Source organism: Streptomyces sp. NPDC048504 (genome assembly GCF_043200035.1).
GTDB lineage: Bacteria > Actinomycetota > Actinomycetes > Streptomycetales > Streptomycetaceae > Streptomyces.
This window is the reverse complement of record NZ_JBICXA010000013.1, coordinates 216,014-231,642: the sequence shown is the minus strand read 5'-3', so window position 1 is coordinate 231,642 and position 15,629 is coordinate 216,014. Positions and strand designations below refer to the sequence as shown.

The 15,629-nt window shown below is 71.1% G+C and carries 12 protein-coding genes; 5 read left to right on the top strand and 7 right to left on the bottom strand.

The genetic code is table 11. The annotated features are described in order from the left end of the window. Positions 1-131 precede the first annotated feature (131 nt). The 4 genes from ACGFY9_RS30345 to ACGFY9_RS30330 form a co-directional block, all read right to left on the bottom strand. Entirely contained in the window at positions 132-1,214 is a 1,083-nt protein-coding gene (locus ACGFY9_RS30345) for an ATP synthase F0 subunit B (protein ID WP_393759393.1), read from the bottom strand. 99 nt (positions 1,215-1,313) lie between these two features. Then, positions 1,314-1,823 (bottom strand): pantetheine-phosphate adenylyltransferase, encoded by a 510-nt coding sequence (gene coaD, locus ACGFY9_RS30340; RefSeq protein WP_019058670.1) that lies wholly within the window; start codon positions 1,821-1,823, stop codon positions 1,314-1,316. Further along, the gene (gene rsmD / locus ACGFY9_RS30335) at positions 1,820-2,407 is read right to left on the bottom strand and encodes a 16S rRNA (guanine(966)-N(2))-methyltransferase RsmD (protein ID WP_393759391.1); all 588 of its coding nucleotides are present in this window, start codon (positions 2,405-2,407) and stop codon (positions 1,820-1,822) included. The genes coaD and rsmD overlap by 4 nt, the downstream gene beginning before the upstream one ends. A 107-nt stretch (positions 2,408-2,514) precedes the next feature. Continuing rightward, positions 2,515-5,742 (bottom strand): helicase-related protein, encoded by a 3,228-nt coding sequence (locus tag ACGFY9_RS30330; protein WP_393759389.1) that lies wholly within the window; start codon positions 5,740-5,742, stop codon positions 2,515-2,517. Between the two features lie 168 nt (positions 5,743-5,910). Between ACGFY9_RS30330 and ACGFY9_RS30325 the strand changes: the two genes are divergently transcribed. Both ACGFY9_RS30325 and ACGFY9_RS30320 read left to right on the top strand, forming a co-directional pair. Next, positions 5,911-7,740 carry an HSP90 family protein gene (locus ACGFY9_RS30325; protein WP_393759387.1) on the top strand — a complete coding sequence of 610 codons (1,830 nt, stop codon included), beginning with the start codon at positions 5,911-5,913 and terminating at the stop codon, positions 7,738-7,740. After that, positions 7,737-10,667 (top strand): tetratricopeptide repeat protein, encoded by a 2,931-nt coding sequence (locus ACGFY9_RS30320; RefSeq protein WP_393759385.1) that lies wholly within the window; start codon positions 7,737-7,739, stop codon positions 10,665-10,667. The genes ACGFY9_RS30325 and ACGFY9_RS30320 overlap by 4 nt, the downstream gene beginning before the upstream one ends. A 23-nt stretch (positions 10,668-10,690) precedes the next feature. On the opposite strand, the gene ACGFY9_RS30315 is transcribed toward ACGFY9_RS30320, so the two are convergent. Further along, positions 10,691-12,349, bottom strand: a complete 1,659-nt coding sequence (locus ACGFY9_RS30315; RefSeq protein ID WP_393759531.1) for a DAK2 domain-containing protein — start codon at positions 12,347-12,349, stop codon at positions 10,691-10,693. A 260-nt stretch (positions 12,350-12,609) separates the two neighbouring features. On the opposite strand from ACGFY9_RS30315, the gene rpmB reads away from it, so the two are divergent. After that, entirely contained in the window at positions 12,610-12,795 is a 186-nt protein-coding gene (rpmB, locus tag ACGFY9_RS30310) for a 50S ribosomal protein L28 (RefSeq protein WP_003973430.1), read from the top strand. Positions 12,796-12,910: 115 nt separating this feature from the next. On the opposite strand, the gene thiD is transcribed toward rpmB, so the two are convergent. Beyond that, positions 12,911-13,705: a bifunctional hydroxymethylpyrimidine kinase/phosphomethylpyrimidine kinase gene (thiD, locus tag ACGFY9_RS30305; protein ID WP_393759383.1), complete on the bottom strand. Its 795-nt coding sequence runs from the start codon at positions 13,703-13,705 to the stop codon at positions 12,911-12,913. Further along, positions 13,702-14,667 (bottom strand): thiamine-phosphate kinase, encoded by a 966-nt coding sequence (locus ACGFY9_RS30300; RefSeq protein WP_019058663.1) that lies wholly within the window; start codon positions 14,665-14,667, stop codon positions 13,702-13,704. The genes thiD and ACGFY9_RS30300 overlap by 4 nt, the downstream gene beginning before the upstream one ends. 212 nt (positions 14,668-14,879) lie before the next feature. Between ACGFY9_RS30300 and ACGFY9_RS30295 the strand changes: the two genes are divergently transcribed. Then, a complete protein-coding gene (locus ACGFY9_RS30295) occupies positions 14,880-15,113 on the top strand; it encodes an Lrp/AsnC family transcriptional regulator (protein ID WP_003997603.1) in 234 nt (77 codons plus the stop codon). A gap of 20 nt (positions 15,114-15,133) precedes the next feature. Continuing rightward, complete coding sequence (locus ACGFY9_RS30290) at positions 15,134-15,625, top strand: DUF3515 domain-containing protein (RefSeq protein WP_393759381.1); 492 nt, start codon at positions 15,134-15,136, stop codon at positions 15,623-15,625. Positions 15,626-15,629 lie beyond the last annotated feature (4 nt).

The following is a 15,629-nucleotide window of genomic DNA, read 5'->3' as shown; positions in this document are numbered from 1 at the left end:
CATGGGGCGCTGCCCTTCGGTGCTTCCGGGCAGCGGTGATCGCGGACGTACACGCGACCGAAGAGCCAGGATACTGGACCTTTCGCTCTCGGCCCAATCCGGTGTGCGCTCCCGGCCACCGGGCCGGATCGCTACAGGCCGCGACCCTGCTCGTAGGCCCGCAGCTGCTCCGCGCTGATCATGCCGGTGTCGAAGAGGCTGGTCTCGTCGAGCGCGTAGCCCTGTTGAGCCTGGTTCTGCTGCTGGTCGAGCTGGGCCTGCTGCATCTGGTTCGGGTCGTACACGGGCTGCTGGCCGGTGTCGTAGCCCTGGTAGGCGTAGGGGTCGGCCTGCTGGTACCCGTAGGGGTCCTGCTGCTGGGGCTGGGCGTAACCCTGCTGCTGGTAGCCGTACGGGTCCTGCTGCTGGGCGGTCTGCTGGTAGTCGTAGGCCGCCTGCGGGGCGTAGTCCTGCTGCTCGGGCTGGAGCGGGGTGGCCGAGACCGGGGTGTCCGTGACGGTCGCGAGGTCGGCGAGGTAGTCGGCGTCGCTGGTGTGCTGGACCTGGTTGCCCTCGTCGTCGAGGGAGAGGGCGCCGAGGTCGTCGCTGGCGATCCGTCCGTGCAGCTTCTGCCGGCCCTTTCCTACGGCCTCCAGGGTCTTGGCGAGGACCGCCTCGAAGGCGCCGAGCTTGACGTCCACGTACGCGTCGGCGTCGCGGCGCAGGGTCTCGGGGTCGTGGCTGCGCTCGGGGGCGTCCTCGTCCTCGTAGCCCTGGTCGTCGATGCCGGGGCCCGTGCCGAGCAGCTTCTCGCGGCCGCGGCCGACCGAGCCGAGGGTCTTGGTGAGGACGACCTCGAAGTTGGCGAGCTTGGAGTCGACGTAGTCGTCGGCCTCCGCGCGGACCTCCTCGGCCTCCTGGCGGGCCTCGGCGAGGATGCGGTCCGCCTCGTTCTGCGAGCGGCGGGCGACCTCGGTGTCGGAGATCAGCGAGCCGCGCTCGGCGTGCGCGGTCTGGATGATCCGCTCGGCCTCCTGGCGGGCCTGCTCGACCATCTCGTGCCGGCCGCCGATCAGCTCCTGCGCCTCCGCCAGCGAGTCCGGCAGGGCCGCGCGCACCTCTTCGAGCAGCGTGAGCAGCTCGGCGCGGTTGACCACGCACGAGGCCGACATGGGCATGGACCGGGCGCTGGAGACCGAGGCGACGATCTCGTCGAGCTTCTTCTGCACGTCCACCGTGTGCTCGCCACTCTCTACCGACGTGTTGGAGACGGACGGGTCGACTGTACGACCACTCCCGCCCCGCCCGACACCGGGTGACGCACTGTCAGTCCCTCAGGCCTTGCCGAGCCGCTCCGTGAGCGCCTCCAGGACCACGCCCGGCACCAGGTGGGAGATGTCGCCGCCCCACTGCGCGACCTCCTTGACCAGCGAGGACGACAGGAAGCTGTAGGTGGGGCTGGTGGGGATGAACAGGGTTTCGACACCCGACAGCCCGTTGTTCATCTGGGCCATCTGCAGTTCGTAGTCGAAGTCGCTGACCGCGCGCAGGCCCTTGACGATGGCCGGGATGTCACGCTGCTTGCAGAAGTCGACGAGCAGGCCGTGGTAGGCCTCGACCTGGATGTTGCCGAACTCCGCGGTGACCTCGCGGATCAGCTCGATCCGCTCGTCGACGGTGAACATGCCCTTCTTCGACTGGTTGATCATCACGACGACGTGCACGACGTCGTACAGCCGGGAGGCACGGGCGATGATGTCGAGGTGTCCATTGGTGATGGGGTCGAACGACCCCGGACAAACGGCGCGGCGCAACTGAGTTCCCTCGCTCTCCGGTCCGGTCATCGTGCGTCTTCGCACGTAGAGGCGGCGCGACCGTACCAAAAGGTCCCCTCGCCGTAGCGACGGGCCCGGATCGCGTCGAATCCGTCCGGCCACCCGAATTCGCCGCCTCTGGTGCTGCGCTCCACGGTGACGAGGGCGTCCGGCGCGAGCCAGCCCCCGGACCGGAGTGTGAGGAGAATCTCCCGAAGATCGTGATCTGGGACAACGTACGGCGGGTCGAGGAAGACGATGTCGTACGGGTCTGCCGGCGCCGGTGTCTGGACGATCTGCTCCGCTTTGCCCGCCCTCACCTCGGCGCCGGGGAGGCCGATGTTCTTGACGTTCTCCCTGATGACGCGGGCGGCCTTCGGGTCGGCCTCCACGAGGAGGGTGTGGCTCGCGCCGCGGGAGAGGGCTTCGAGGCCGATGGCGCCTGAGCCCGCGTACAGGTCGAGGACTCGTTCGCCGTTCAGGGGGGCGCCGAGGAGGGACTGCCAGGTGGAGAAGAGGCCCTCGCGTGCGCGGTCGGAGGTGGGGCGGGTGCCGGTGCCGGGTGGCACGGCGAGTCGACGTCCGCCGGCTTCGCCGGCGATCACGCGGGTCATCTGGGGTCCTTGCTTGTGGGCGTCTTCAGGTATCAGTGTGGCTGGTCGCGCCTGCGCGGCGGTAGCCGCATATGGATTACAGCCCCGCGCCCCTGGGTGTGGCAGCCTCAGCCCTTTTCCAAGTACTGCTCCCTTTCCTCGTCCAGTAGCGCGTCCAGGGCAGTCCGCAGGCCCGGCAGGTGCTCCAGCTCGGGGTCGGACTCCACCACCTTCGTCGCCTCCTCCCTCGCCTCCGCGATGACCTCCTCATCCTCGATGACCGACAGCACCCGCAGGGACGTACGGGCACCGGACTGCGCCTGTCCCAACACATCGCCCTCGCGCCGCTGTTCGAGGTCGATGCGGGAGAGTTCGAAGCCGTCGAGGGTGGAGGCGACGGCGTTGAGGCGTTGGCGGGCGGGGCTGGCCTCGGGCATTTCGGAGACCAGGAGGCAGAGACCGGCCGCCGAGCCTCGGCCCACTCGGCCACGGAGCTGATGGAGCTGGGAGACCCCGAAGCGATCGGCGTCCATGATCACCATGGCGGTGGCGTTGGGCACGTTGACGCCGACCTCGATGACCGTCGTCGCGACCAGGACGTCCGTGTCCCCGGCGGCGAAGCGGCGCATCACGGCGTCCTTGTCGTCGGGGTGCATACGGCCGTGCAGCACCTCGATCCTCAAGCCCTGGAGGGGGCCCTTGGCGAGCTGGGCCGCGATGTCGAGGACCGCGAGCGGTGGGCGCTTCTCCGCCTCGTCCTCGGGGGACCTCTTCTTGGTCTTGCCGGCCTTCTTGGGGTCGTCGTCCTCGTCGCCGATGCGGGGGCAGACGACGTATGCCTGGTGGCCGTTGCCCACCTCCTCGCGGACGCGCTCCCAGGCGCGGGCCAGGAAGTGGGGCTTGTCGGCGGCGGGGACCACGTGGCTGGCGATGGGTGAGCGGCCGGCCGGGAGTTGGTCGAGGACCGAGGTCTCCAGGTCGCCGAAGACCGTCATGGCGACCGTGCGCGGGATGGGGGTGGCGGTCATGACGAGGAGGTGCGGGGGTTGCTTTCCCTTGCCGCGCAGGGCGTCGCGCTGTTCGACGCCGAAGCGGTGCTGTTCGTCGACCACGACCAGGCCCAGGTCGTGGAACTGGACCTTGTCCTCGATCAACGCGTGCGTGCCGATCACGATCCCGGCCTCACCGGTGACGAGGTCCAGGAGGGCCTGACGACGGCCGGCCGTCCCCATGGACCCGGTGAGCAGCGTGACCTTGGTCGCCCGCTCCGCCCCGCCCAGCATCCCGCCCTCGGCCAGCTCCCCCATCATCTCGGTGATCGACCGGTGATGCTGTTGCGCGAGCACCTCGGTGGGCGCGAGCATCGCGGCCTGACCACCGGCGTCGACGACGGCGAGCATGGCTCGGAGGGCCACCATCGTGTTGTGGGTCACCGTGAAGTTGTCGGTGACGTAGGCGTGGCCGGGGTGCGCGACGCTGATGCACTGGACGGGCTCACGTCCGACGTACTCAACTGCTCGGATTCCGCGGCGGAACGTGTTGTATTTCGGCCTGGGCCCTACGCGTTCGGCCTTGCGGGCGAGCCTGAACGGAGCGTATTCGTCGGGCAGGGCCACAGAGACGTTGAAGGACGCCTTCTTCGGCAGGACGCGCGCTCGACCACCGAGTGAACGCACCAGCCAGGCAACGTCGTTCGCCAGAGTGAGCGAGGCGGAACTGAGCGAGATACTGAAGCCGTCCGCGCTGACGGTGCCGTCCGTGTCCATCAACCCTTGCAGCAGAGCAAGGCGGTTCTTGATCGACGTGTTCTTGAATTCGTCGGGAACGAACTTGCCGTGCGATGTGACACCCCAGAGATTCAGCCCGCGCAGGGTCTGGATCACGGGGTTGCGGACGCCTCCAGCACGTCGGGCGAGCTGAATGGTGAAGTCGCAACGGGAACCCTTCACCGGGACCACATGGCACTCAGGGGCCACAGCCGCCGCCACGGCATCGCGGATCTCGTCGTCCATCGTGGACAACCGCAGATTGTGCCGGAATGAGCCATCGCCCAGAAGGACACCGAACAGGTAGGGATCGAGAGGCAGTCCGCAGTCGCCTCCGAGATCGACCGGAGCAGCTGCCGGGAGATACCACTTCGAGGATCCATTGGCCTTGAACGTGTCGAGACGGATCTCCCGAGTCGTCATGACCTTGGGGGCCTGCCCTCGGTGCCATGCGCAGCTCGTGCCGACGATCCAAAGATGCTCGTCGTCACACTCCACGTGGCTTCCGTCGGAGAGGACCAAGCGCCAGACCTCACGCTCCCCCTGGGGGAAGACCCCGTCGACCAGCGCGATCTCGCCGTCCGGCACGACGACCTCGTCCCCCACCGTCAGATCCCCCATACGACGGAACCCGGCGGGTGTGAGCACGAGCGAGTCGAGCGGCTGGGCCTTGCCCGATCCGACCTCCCCTTGGAGCAACCGATGCATCGGATGCTCCGTAGCCAAGTCGTCGAAGATCTCCTTGGAGACCTTCACCTGGCCGTCCGTGAGGGTGAACGGGAGGCGGTCGTCGAAGGCGGTGAGGAGGCCGTCGGGGGACGGTTTGCGGGCTACGGCGGGGAGTTGGGCGTCCGCGTGGCGGCGGCGGGCGAGGGCGACCTGGAGGACGAAGGCCTCGTCCCACTTGAGGCGGTCGCGGGCTGCGGCGATGTCCGCCTTGGTGTGGGGGCGGTGGATCTTGAGGAGGGCTTCCGGGAGGGAGACCAGGCCGCGGCCCTCGCGGAGGGAGTCCGGGAGCGGGTCCACGGCTTCCTGGGCGCTGGGCAGTGCCGTCTGGAGGGCCTTGCCGATCTTCCAGGACTCCAGTTTGGCGGTGGCGGGGTAGATGGGGATCAGGGTGCCCGCCCAGGTCTCCACCGCCTCTTCGGCGTCGCCCTTCAGCAACTCGTATGCCGGATGAGCGAGTTGAAGGCGGCGGTTGAAGACGGAGACCTTGCCGGCGAACATCGCGCGCGTGCCCGGCAGCAGTTCCTTGTGGGGTTTGTGAACTCCCGAGCCGAAGAAGACGAGTTGGAGCCGGCCGCTGCCGTCCGTGATCGTGACTTCGAGACGCTGCCCCTTGCCCCGGGGGGCCTTGCTGGACGCGAAGGCGTGCAGCCGGGCGTCGGCGACCTGGGCGACCACGGTGACGTGCTCGTCCATCGGCAGCTCGGCGAGGTGCGTGAGCTGGCCCCGCTCCTCGTACCGGCGCGGGTAGTGGTGCAGGAGGTCGCCTACTGTGTGCAGGCCGAGATGCTCGGCCATCACCTTCGCGGTGGCGGGGCCGAGCACCTTTTTCAGTGGTTCTTCCAGTGCGGGCACGAGATCCATTGCACACCACGCCACTGACAATGCCGTATCCGTCTTGCGAAACCCCTGGTCAGGCGGGTCGTTCGAGGCCTAGGATGGCGCGCTCCGGCCATCCCCCGCGGTCACCGCCTCACAGGGACCGCCCGACCCTCGCGCCGATCGCACTTCCCCCACCTCGGCGCTGCGACGATGGACTCCCAGACCTCACAGTCATCCCAGGCATCCCAGTCACCTCACACGTTCCAGGTCGACCTGCGCGGTCTGGTGGACCTGCTCTCCCATCACCTCTACTCGAGCCCCAAGGTCTATCTGCGCGAGCTGCTGCAGAACGCCGTGGACGCGATCACCGCCCGCCGGGCCGAGCAGCCCGACTCCCCTGCCCTGGTACGGCTGTTCGCCGACGGGGGCACCCTGCGCGTCGAGGACTCCGGCGTCGGGCTCACCGAGGCGGACGTGCACAACCTCCTGGCGACCATCGGCCGTAGCTCCAAGCGCGCCGACGGGCTCCAGGAGGCCCGTTCCGACTTCCTCGGGCAGTTCGGCATCGGGCTGCTCGCCTGTTTCGTGGTCGCCGAGCGGATCCGGGTCGTCAGCCGCAGCGCCCGTACGCCCGACGCGCCGCCCGTCGAGTGGACGGCGACCGACGACGGCTCGTACACCGTGCGGACGCTGCCCGACGCCGAGCGCCCCGAACCGGGCACCACCGTGCACCTGGTGGCGCGGGCGGGCGCCGGCGAGTGGCTCAGCAAGGAGCGGGTCCTCGCGCTGGCCCGGGATTTCGGGGCGCTGCTGCCGTACGACGTCCGTGTGGACGGCGAGGCGGTCACCGATCTGCCCGCGCCCTGGGACCGGTCGTACCCGAGTCCCAACACCCGGAGGGTGGCGCTGGCGCGGCACTGTCACGAGCTGTTCGGGTTCACGCCGTTGGACTCGATCGACCTGTCCGTGCCGCTCGCGGGGATCCGGGGGGTGGCCTACGTCCTTCCCGGCGCGGTGAGTCCGGCGCAGCGGGCGAGTCACCGGGTGCATCTCAAGGGCATGCTGCTGACCGAGCGGGCCGAACAGCTGCTGCCCGACTGGGCGTTCTTCGTGCGCTGTGTGCTGGACACGGACAGTCTGCGGCCCACGGCCTCGCGCGAGTCGCTGTACGAGGACGAGACGCTGGCCGCCGTACGGGAGGCGCTCGGGGAGCGGATCCGGGGCTGGCTGACCGGGCTCGCGGCGGGTGATCCGGAGCGTCTTGCCGCGTTCCTGTCGGTGCACCACCTGGGGGTGAAGTCCCTGGCGCGGCACGACAAGGAGATGCTGCGCACGATGCTGCCGTGGCTCCCGTTCGAGACGACCGACGGACGGGTGTCCCTGGAGGAGTTCGCGCAGCGCCACCCGGTGGTGCACTTCACGCGGACCGTCGAGGAGTACCGGCAGGTCGCCCCGATCGCGTCCGCGCAGGGCATCGGGGTGATCAACGGCGGCTATACCTACGACGGCGAGCTGGTCGAGGCGCTGCCGTCGGTGCGCCCGGGGACGGTGGTCGCCGAGCTGGACTCGGACACCGTGACCGCACACCTGGACTCGGTGGACCCGGCCGAGGAGCTGGCCCTGGCGGACTTCCTGGCCGCCGCGCGGGCCAGGCTGGACCCCCTGGGCTGCGATGTGGTCCTGCGGGCCTTCCATCCGCTGTCGGTACCCGCGCTGCACCTGGACGACCGGTCCGCCCGGCACGAGCAGGCCCGCGCGGAGGCCGAGGAGCAGGCCGACGACCTGTGGGCGGGCATCCTGGGCTCGCTGCGGGGCAGTGCTCCACGCGCGCGTCTCGTGCTCAACCACCTCAATCCGCTGATCCGGCGGATCAGTTCGCTGAGGGACCGGGACCTGATCGGGACGGCCACGGAGTCGCTCTACGGGCAGGCACTCCTGATGGCGCAGCGACCACTGCGCCCCGCCGATTCGGCTCTGCTGAACCGGGCGTTCATCGGCCTCCTGGAGTGGGCCACACACGGGGAGGGCGACCACGGATGACAGGGATCACGGACTTCGACGCACTGCGCCGGGCGATGGCGGAGAACTCCGAGGAGCCGGAGGGACCGGCCCGCAACGCGCGCGCGGAGCAACTGCTCGCCGAGGCCGAGAAGCTGGACATCCCGCTCGCGGTGATCGAGGCCCTCGGGCACCAGCTGAAGGTCTACAACTACAGCTCCGAGAAGGACAAGATGTTCGTCCCCTTCGCGCGCCTGCTGCGCATGTGGGACGAGCGGCCCGAGGACTTCGACGAGTACGAGGTCCACTCGCTGCACTGGGTCTTCAAGTGGATGTCGTCCGGGATGCTGGGCCAGCCGCACATCCCGCTCGCGTCGATCGAGAAGTGGCTCGGCGAGATGGAGCACCGCTACCGGCTGGCTGGACACTCCGAACGGGCCGTCCGCAGCGCCGAGTTCAGCGTCGCCTCGCACGTCGGCGACCTGGCGCGGGCCGAGCGGGCGTACGCCGCGTGGCTGGCCGCCGACCGCGACACCATGGCCGACTGCCACGCGTGCGAGCTGCACACCCAGGGTGAGTGGCAGGCGCAGCAGGAGCGGTACGCCGAGGCCCTGGCCCTGTGGGAGCCGGTCCTGGAGGGCGAGTTCACCTGCGCCCACGAGCCGCACACCGTCCTCGCGTCCTCCCTGACCCCGCTGCTGCGCCTGGGGCGGGCCGACGAGGCGCGCGCCCATCACCTGCGGGGTTTCCGTCTCGTACGGCCCATGGAGAGCATGCGGGGCGCCTACGCGGACCATGTGGAGTTCTGCGCGCTGAGCGGCAACGAGGCGCGCGGTCTGGAGCTGCTCGCGGAGCGTCCGGCGTACTTCACGGACTCCGGGAACCCGCGCAGCGGGCTGGACTTCCTGTCCGTGGTGACCCTGCTGATGGACCGGCTGACCGAGCTGGGCCTCGGCGACCAGCAGGTGCCCGGGCCGGCCGGCCGTACCTGGACGGCACGCGAACTCGCCGCCCACGCACGCGTGGAGACCCTCTCCCTGGCCGCCCGTTTCGACCAGCGCAACGGCACGACCCACGTCGGCGACCGGGCACGCGCGCGCATGGACCAGCGGCCGCTGGTGGAACGGCTCCCCCTGGGAGTGCGTTCGGCGGGCCGGCCGGTCGCGGCACCGGTGACGACCGCAGTACCCGAGGTCACCCCAGCGAAGGACCTCACCGCGCTCCTGACGGAGGCGCGGCGGCTGTCGGACACACTCCAACCGCATGCCGTGGAGGCCTGGTTGGCGGTCTCCCGGGCCGCCGAGGACATCGAGCTGTCCGCCCGCGACCGCGCCGAGATCGCCGACCATCAGGCGATGGACCAGGGCCCCGAGGGCATCGCTCTCTTCGAGCGCGCGGCCGGGCTGTTCGCCGAGGCGGGCGACCCCGGGGAGGCATGGGCGGCACGCGCGCGTGGAGCGTACGTACGCGCTCTCACGGGCGAGGTCGACGAGGCCCTCGCGGCGATCGCCGAGCCGTACGACGGGGTCCTCGCCCTGTACTCCGAGGACGGCACGGGTGTACGGCAGACGGCGGCCGTGCTGATGAGCCGGGCGCGCATCCTGATGCGCAGGGTCCACGGGGACTCCCCCGACCACACCCCCGGCAGCGGGGACCTGGCCGCCGCCGAGGCCGCCGTACGGGAAGTGCTGGCCCTCGTCGAGGGGCACACCGGGGACGACGTCCGGCTGGCCGCGCGGGGTGCCGAAGGGCAGGCGATGCTGGCCGAACTCGCGGTGCGGGGCGGGGATGTGGAGACGGCCGTCCGGCTGTTCTCGAAGGCGTCGACGGCGTTCGTGGTCGCGGGGCTGCCGTGGTTCGCGGTGGAGTACGAGGCCCGGCTGGCCGGGCTCGCCCATCACCTCGGCGACGTCACGGAGGCGGAGCGGGCGCTGCGGGCGGCCCTGGAGCACGGCGGGCCGTACCTGGAGGCCCCTGGACGGGCTCAGCTGCATCTCCAGCTCGCCGAGGTGCTCGGCGGCCGGGGGCGGTCCGAGGAGGCCGCTGAGCACGCCCTGGAGGCCGCTCACTGGTCCGACGAGGCGGGTGAGGGGCCGACGCTGGGCGCCTGGGCGCGGCACCAGCTCGGTGGCTTCCTGCTGCGTCAGGGCCGGTGGGCCGAGGCCGCCGAGGTGCTGGAGTCGGCGCTGCCCGACCTGAGCGTCGAGACGCACGGCGACGGCGCGATCGTCCAGACGCAGTGGTGGCTCGGTGACTGTCTGAGCGAGCTGGGCGAGCACCGGGCGGCTGCCGAACGGCGGTTGCAGGCGGCCGAGATCGCCCGGACCTGGCCCGAGCAGAACGACCACGCCACGCTCGCCCACCTCGCCGCCGAGTCGCTGGGCCACGCGGAGCTGCCCGACGAGGCGGACCAGGCGTACGAGCGCGCGGGCGACCTGTGGCGGTCCCTGGGCAACGTGCACGGGCTCGTCCGCTCGCTGCGCGCCCGCGCGTGGCTGGCGTTGCGCGCGGACCGGGGCCTGGACCGCGCGCGGGAGTTGATGGCGGGCGCGATCCAGGAGTGCGAGGCCGCGCTGCTCGTGACGGACGACCAGGAGGCGCGGCAGCGGCTCACCGGTGAACTCGGCCACACCCACCGGCAGTTCGGTGAGCTGCTGGCCCGTTCCGTCGCCGAGGAGGCCGAGGACACCGCGATCCAGGCCGCGTTCGAGGACGCCCTGACCGAGACCGCGGAGTCGGTCACCGTGTTCGCCGCCCTCGGGGAGGGCGCGGTGCACACCCGCACCGGCGCCGAACTCGCCGCGGGCTGGCTGGAGGCCGACCTCAGCCGCCCCGCCGACGCGGCGGCACGCGCGCGTGGCGTGCTGAAGGCCTACGAGGGTGCGGACGACGGCGACGAGACGGTACGGGCCCGTCGTGCCGAGGCCGAGCAGCTGCTCCAGCTGATGGAGGAACAGACAGAGAAGTAGGGGAGTTGGGGTGGTGCTGGGCCCTATTCCACGCCGATGAGCAGCAGGGCACCCTGTCGGCCGCCCCGGTACACCACCGTGTCGACGGCGAGGTACGACTCCCGGACGTGGGCCTCCAGGATGTCGGCGACGCTCGCGGGTGCCTCGTCGCCGAGGACGAGCGTGACCAGTTCGCCGCCGGCCGCGAGCATGCGGTCGAGGACGGCGCGGGCGGTGGCCGTGACATCGGCGCCGATCACCGCCACGTCGCCGTCGACGAGGCCCAGGACGTCCCCGGCCTGGCAGATGCCGGCCATGGTCCAGGACTGGCGTTCGGCGACGGCGACCTCGGCGTAGCGGGTCGCGCCGGCCGCCGAGGTCATGGAGACGACGTCCTCGTCGAAGCGGCGCTCCGGCTCGTGCACGGCGAGCGCCGCGATCCCCTGGACCGCGGAGCGCGTCGGGATCAGCGCGACCCGGATGCCCTCGGCCCGGGCCTGCTCGGCGGCAGCGGCGGCGGTGTGGCGCAGCTCGGCGTCATTGGGCAGCAGCACGACCTCACGCGCGTGTGCCCGCCGTACGGCCGCGACCAGCTCTCCGCTGGCGGGCGGCTCCCCGGGGCGCGCGAGCACGGTGGTCGCGCCGGCCTCGCCGTAGAGCCCGGCGAGCCCCTCCCCCGGCACCACGGCGACGACGGCCCGCTGCGCGCGCTCCCTGGGAGGCCGTTCGGCACCGGTGGTGTGGACGTCACCGAGCCCGAAGTGGGTGATCCGGATCCGGTACGGCCGCCCGGCCTCGACGCCCGCTTCGACGGCGGCGCCCGCGTCGTCGACGTGCACGTGGACGTTCCACAGGCCGTCGCCGCCGACCACGACGAGCGAGTCGCCGAGGACGTCCAGCCGCTCCCGCAGCCGCGTCACGGCCGACTCGTCGGCCTCCAAGAGGTAGATCACCTCAAAGGCGGGGCCGCCGCCCGCGCAAGGGGTGACTTCGGGAGCACCGGAAGCCGAAACGGCCTCCACGCGTGCGTGCGCCCCGAAAACCGGCGACTCCCCCGTGAACGTCTCCACCAGCGCGGCCAGCACCGCCACCAGCCCCCGTCCGCCCGCGTCGACGACTCCCGCGCGCTCCAGGACGGCCAGCTGCCCCGGGGTCGCGGCCAGCGCCGCGCACGCTCCCTCGTAGGCGGCCCGTGCGACGGTCCCGCAGTCGCCGTCGGCGCCGTCGGCCGCGTCCGCCGCGGCCGAGGCGACCGAGAGGACGGTGCCCTCGACGGGGTGGGCCACCGCGTGCCGGGCGGAGTCGGCCGCGCGGCGCAGGGCGAGCCGTAGGCCTTCTCCGTCCGTGTGAGCCGTCTCACCGTCGGCGGCGAGGACCTGGGCCATGCCCCGGAGGAGCTGCGCGAGGATCGTCCCGGAGTTGCCGCGCGCCCCTATGAGCGCTCCGTGGGCCATCGCACGGGCGGCGTCGGCCAGCGGCGGTTTCCGCTCGGTCAGGGTGCCGTGTCCGTCGAACACCGCGTCGACCGCGGCGACGGCGGACTCCATGGTCAGGTACAGGTTGGTGCCGGTGTCCCCGTCGGCCACCGGGTACACGTTGATCGCGTCGATCTCCTCGCGCGCACGACCCAGCGACCGCAGCGCGAGCCCGCACCAGCTGCGCACCGCGAGAGCATCGAAGAATGTCTGCGGCACCTGCGGCACCTGCGCCTCCTTGAGCTGCTGGACTGGCAACGCAGCGTAGACCCCGGAGCGGCCCGGGCCCGAGGAGGGCCGGAGCGGGCCCCCGACCAGGCATGGTAGTTTCGTTGTACTGGCGCAGTCGTTGTATGCTGCTCCGGTTGCCCGATCCCGATCGGGCCATCCCCCCTGGCAGTGCCACTTCCAGATCCTACGATCTCGATCCCGGCATGCCGGGATCATCCGTAAGTGCATCTGTGCATCTGAAGTCTTTGGAGTGACCCGTGGCTGCCAACTGCGACGTCTGCGGCAAGGGGCCGGGCTTCGGCAACAACATCTCGCACTCGCACCGCCGTACGTCCCGTCGCTGGAACCCGAACATCCAGCGCGTCCGTACCGTGGTCAGTGGGACGCCGAAGCGCGTGAACGCTTGCACCTCGTGCATCAAGGCCGGCAAGGTCTCGCGCTGACGCACTGCTGAGCGCGCGGCCACTGCTGGTTCGCTGCATCGAGCCGGTCCACCTCGTGTGGGCCGGCTTTTTGCCGTGCTCTCTCAGCTGGCCCCCGCTTCAGACAGGCCGCGTCTCAGGAATCCCCGCGCCGCAGATCCCATCCGTGATCCACCGGCCCGATCCCCCCACCGAGCGCGAACCCGGCCGCGATCGCCCCGGTGACGTAGTCCTTCGCCACCGCCACGGCCTCCGGCACCGACTGCCCCTTCGCGAGCTGTGACGCGATCGCCGAAGCGAGCGTGCAGCCGGTCCCATGGGTGTGCCGGTTGTCGTGCCGGGACGCGCGCAGCCAGTGCTCCTCAGAGCCGTCGGTGAGCAGATCCACGGCGTCACCCGGCAGATGACCGCCCTTGATCAACACCCAACGCGGCCCGTACGCCAGCACTGCAGCCGCGGCCCCTCGCAGCTGGCCCTCCGAGTCGACCCGTACGCCGGTGAGTTGCGCCACCTCGTCGAGATTCGGCGTCGCGACCGTCGCCACCGGCAACAGCTTCGTCCGTACGGCGTCCAGCGCGGAGTCCGCCAGCAGCGAGTCCCCGTGCTTCGAGATGCCGACCGGGTCGACGACCGCAGGGACGTCCGTGCCGCCGATCAACCCCGCGACCGTCTCGACGAGTTCGGCCGACGCGAGCATCCCGGTCTTCACGGCCTGGACGCCGATGTCGTCGACGACGCTGCGGTACTGGGCGCGCACCGCCTCCGCCGGAAGTTCCCAAGCCCCTTGCACGCCGAGGGAGTTCTGCGCGGTGACCGCCGTGACGACGCTCATGCCGTGCACGCCGAGCGCGAGCATGGTCTTCAAGTCGGCCTGGATTCCGGCCCCGCCACCGGAGTCGGAGCCCGCGACCGTCAGTACGAGGGGCTTCACGACTCGATGTCCCCGAAGTGGTCCCAGCCGCCCTTGCTGGTCCACGGCGCCCCGTCGACCGTCACCTGGGGCAGCGCCGACGGGTTCAGGACCTCGCCGATGACCTTCCAGCGGGCCGGCAGCTTCACGTCCGGCGCGAAGGTCGCCACGATCGCGTGGTCCTCTCCCCCGGTGAGCACCCACTGGATGGGGTCGACGCCGACGGCCTGCCCGATGTCGTTCATCTGCGTCGGGACGTCGATCGCGCCCGACCGGATGTCGATGCGGACCTTGCTGGCCTCCGCGATGTGCCCGAGGTCGGCGATCAGCCCGTCGCTGACGTCGCACATCGAGGTCGCGCCGAGCCCGGCCGCCGCCGGACCCGCGTGGTACGGCGGCTCGGGGCGCCGGTGCGCCTCCACGAACGCGCGCGGCGAGCGGAAGCCCCGCGACAGCACCGCGAACCCGGCCGCGGACCAGCCAAGCCAGCCGGTCACGGCGACCACGTCACCGGGCTGCGCGCCGCCCCGGGTGACCGGCTCGCGGCCGCGCAGATCGCCGAGCGCGGTGATCGACACCATGATCGTGTCGCCGCGTACGACATCGCCGCCGACCACCGAGGCGCCCGCGACCTGGCACTCGTCGCGCAGGCCGTCCATCAGCTCCATGGGCCAGGTGACCGGGAGTTCGGCCGGTACGACCAGGCCGAGGAGCAGCGCGGTCGGTACGGCGCCCATGGCGGCGATGTCCGCGAGGTTCTGCGCGGCGGCCTTGCGTCCGACGTCGTAGGCCGTGGACCAGTCGCGGCGGAAGTGGCGGCCCTCCAGCAGGATGTCGGTGCTCGCCACGACCCTGCGGTCGGGCGCGGCCACGACCGCGGCGTCGTCGCCGGGGCCGACCCGGACCGCGGGGGTGGTGGTGAGCCGGGAAGTGAGCTCCCTGATGAGCCCGAACTCCCCCAACTCACCGACGGTGCCCTTCATCGTTCGTCCTCTTCTCGTGACGGCAGCGCCCGGTCGCGAGCCGTCGGTGTGCTCGGTACGGTCGAGGTGACCGTCGACTTCAGTCGTGCCCGCGCCCCAGCACGGGGGCCAAGTCGTGTCGGGCCTCCGCGGGTCTCCCCGCGGCGAGCGGCGACGCGATACCGTGGCGTTCCTTTTCCCCACATGATCCTCGTGGCCGCCCTGGAGGTTCCGTGGTACAGGCGTACATCCTGATCCAGACGGAGGTCGGCAAGGCGTCGACCGTCGCCGAAACGATCAGCAAGATCCCTGGAGTGATCCAGGCCGAGGACGTGACAGGACCGTACGACGTGATCGTGCGGGCCCAGGCCGACACGGTCGACGACCTCGGCCGCATGGTGGTCGCCAAAGTCCAGCAAGTGGACGGCATCACCCGCACCCTGACCTGCCCGGTGGTGCATCTGTAGCCCCCGTCTACCCTTGGCCGGTGAACTCTCTCCGTCACCGGCACCGTTCTGTCATCGGGCTGTCCGTGCTCGCCGCGCTGATCAGCGTCGCGGGCTGCTCCTCAGCAGACGACAGCGCGTCGGCGGCGGTTCCCTCGCCGGGCGCGAAGGTCACCGGGCTGTGCCGGAACCTGGACAAGGTGCTGCCGTCGAAGGTCGACGACCAGGGCCGCCGGGATCCCGAGCCCGCGTCCGCACTGACCGCGGGCTGGGGGAACCCGGCGATCATACTGCGCTGCGGTGTCGTCAGACCCGCCAAGATGAACGACCCGGAGGCCGACGGCGTCGAGGTGAACGGCGTCGGCTGGCTCCTCCAGAAGGAGGACGACGGCTCCTTCCGCTTCACCACGACGCTGCGGAAGGCCTACGTGGAGGTGACCATCCCGAAGGACCGCACCGGAGACGGCATGGCGCCCCTGGTCGACCTCGCCAAGTCCGTCAAGAAGGCGATCCCCGCGGGGATCGCCGACTGACTGG

Coding starts and splice junctions, on each gene's coding strand:
- coaD (WP_019058670.1), bottom strand. CDS start 1,823: ATGACCGGACCGGAGAGCGAGGGAACTCAGTTGCGCCGCGCCGTTTGT.
- rsmD (WP_393759391.1), bottom strand. CDS start 2,407: ATGACCCGCGTGATCGCCGGCGAAGCCGGCGGACGTCGACTCGCCGTG.
- ACGFY9_RS30330 (WP_393759389.1), bottom strand. CDS start 5,742: ATGGATCTCGTGCCCGCACTGGAAGAACCACTGAAAAAGGTGCTCGGC.
- ACGFY9_RS30325 (WP_393759387.1), top strand. CDS start 5,911: ATGGACTCCCAGACCTCACAGTCATCCCAGGCATCCCAGTCACCTCAC.
- ACGFY9_RS30320 (WP_393759385.1), top strand. CDS start 7,737: ATGACAGGGATCACGGACTTCGACGCACTGCGCCGGGCGATGGCGGAG.
- ACGFY9_RS30300 (WP_019058663.1), bottom strand. CDS start 14,667: ATGAAGGGCACCGTCGGTGAGTTGGGGGAGTTCGGGCTCATCAGGGAG.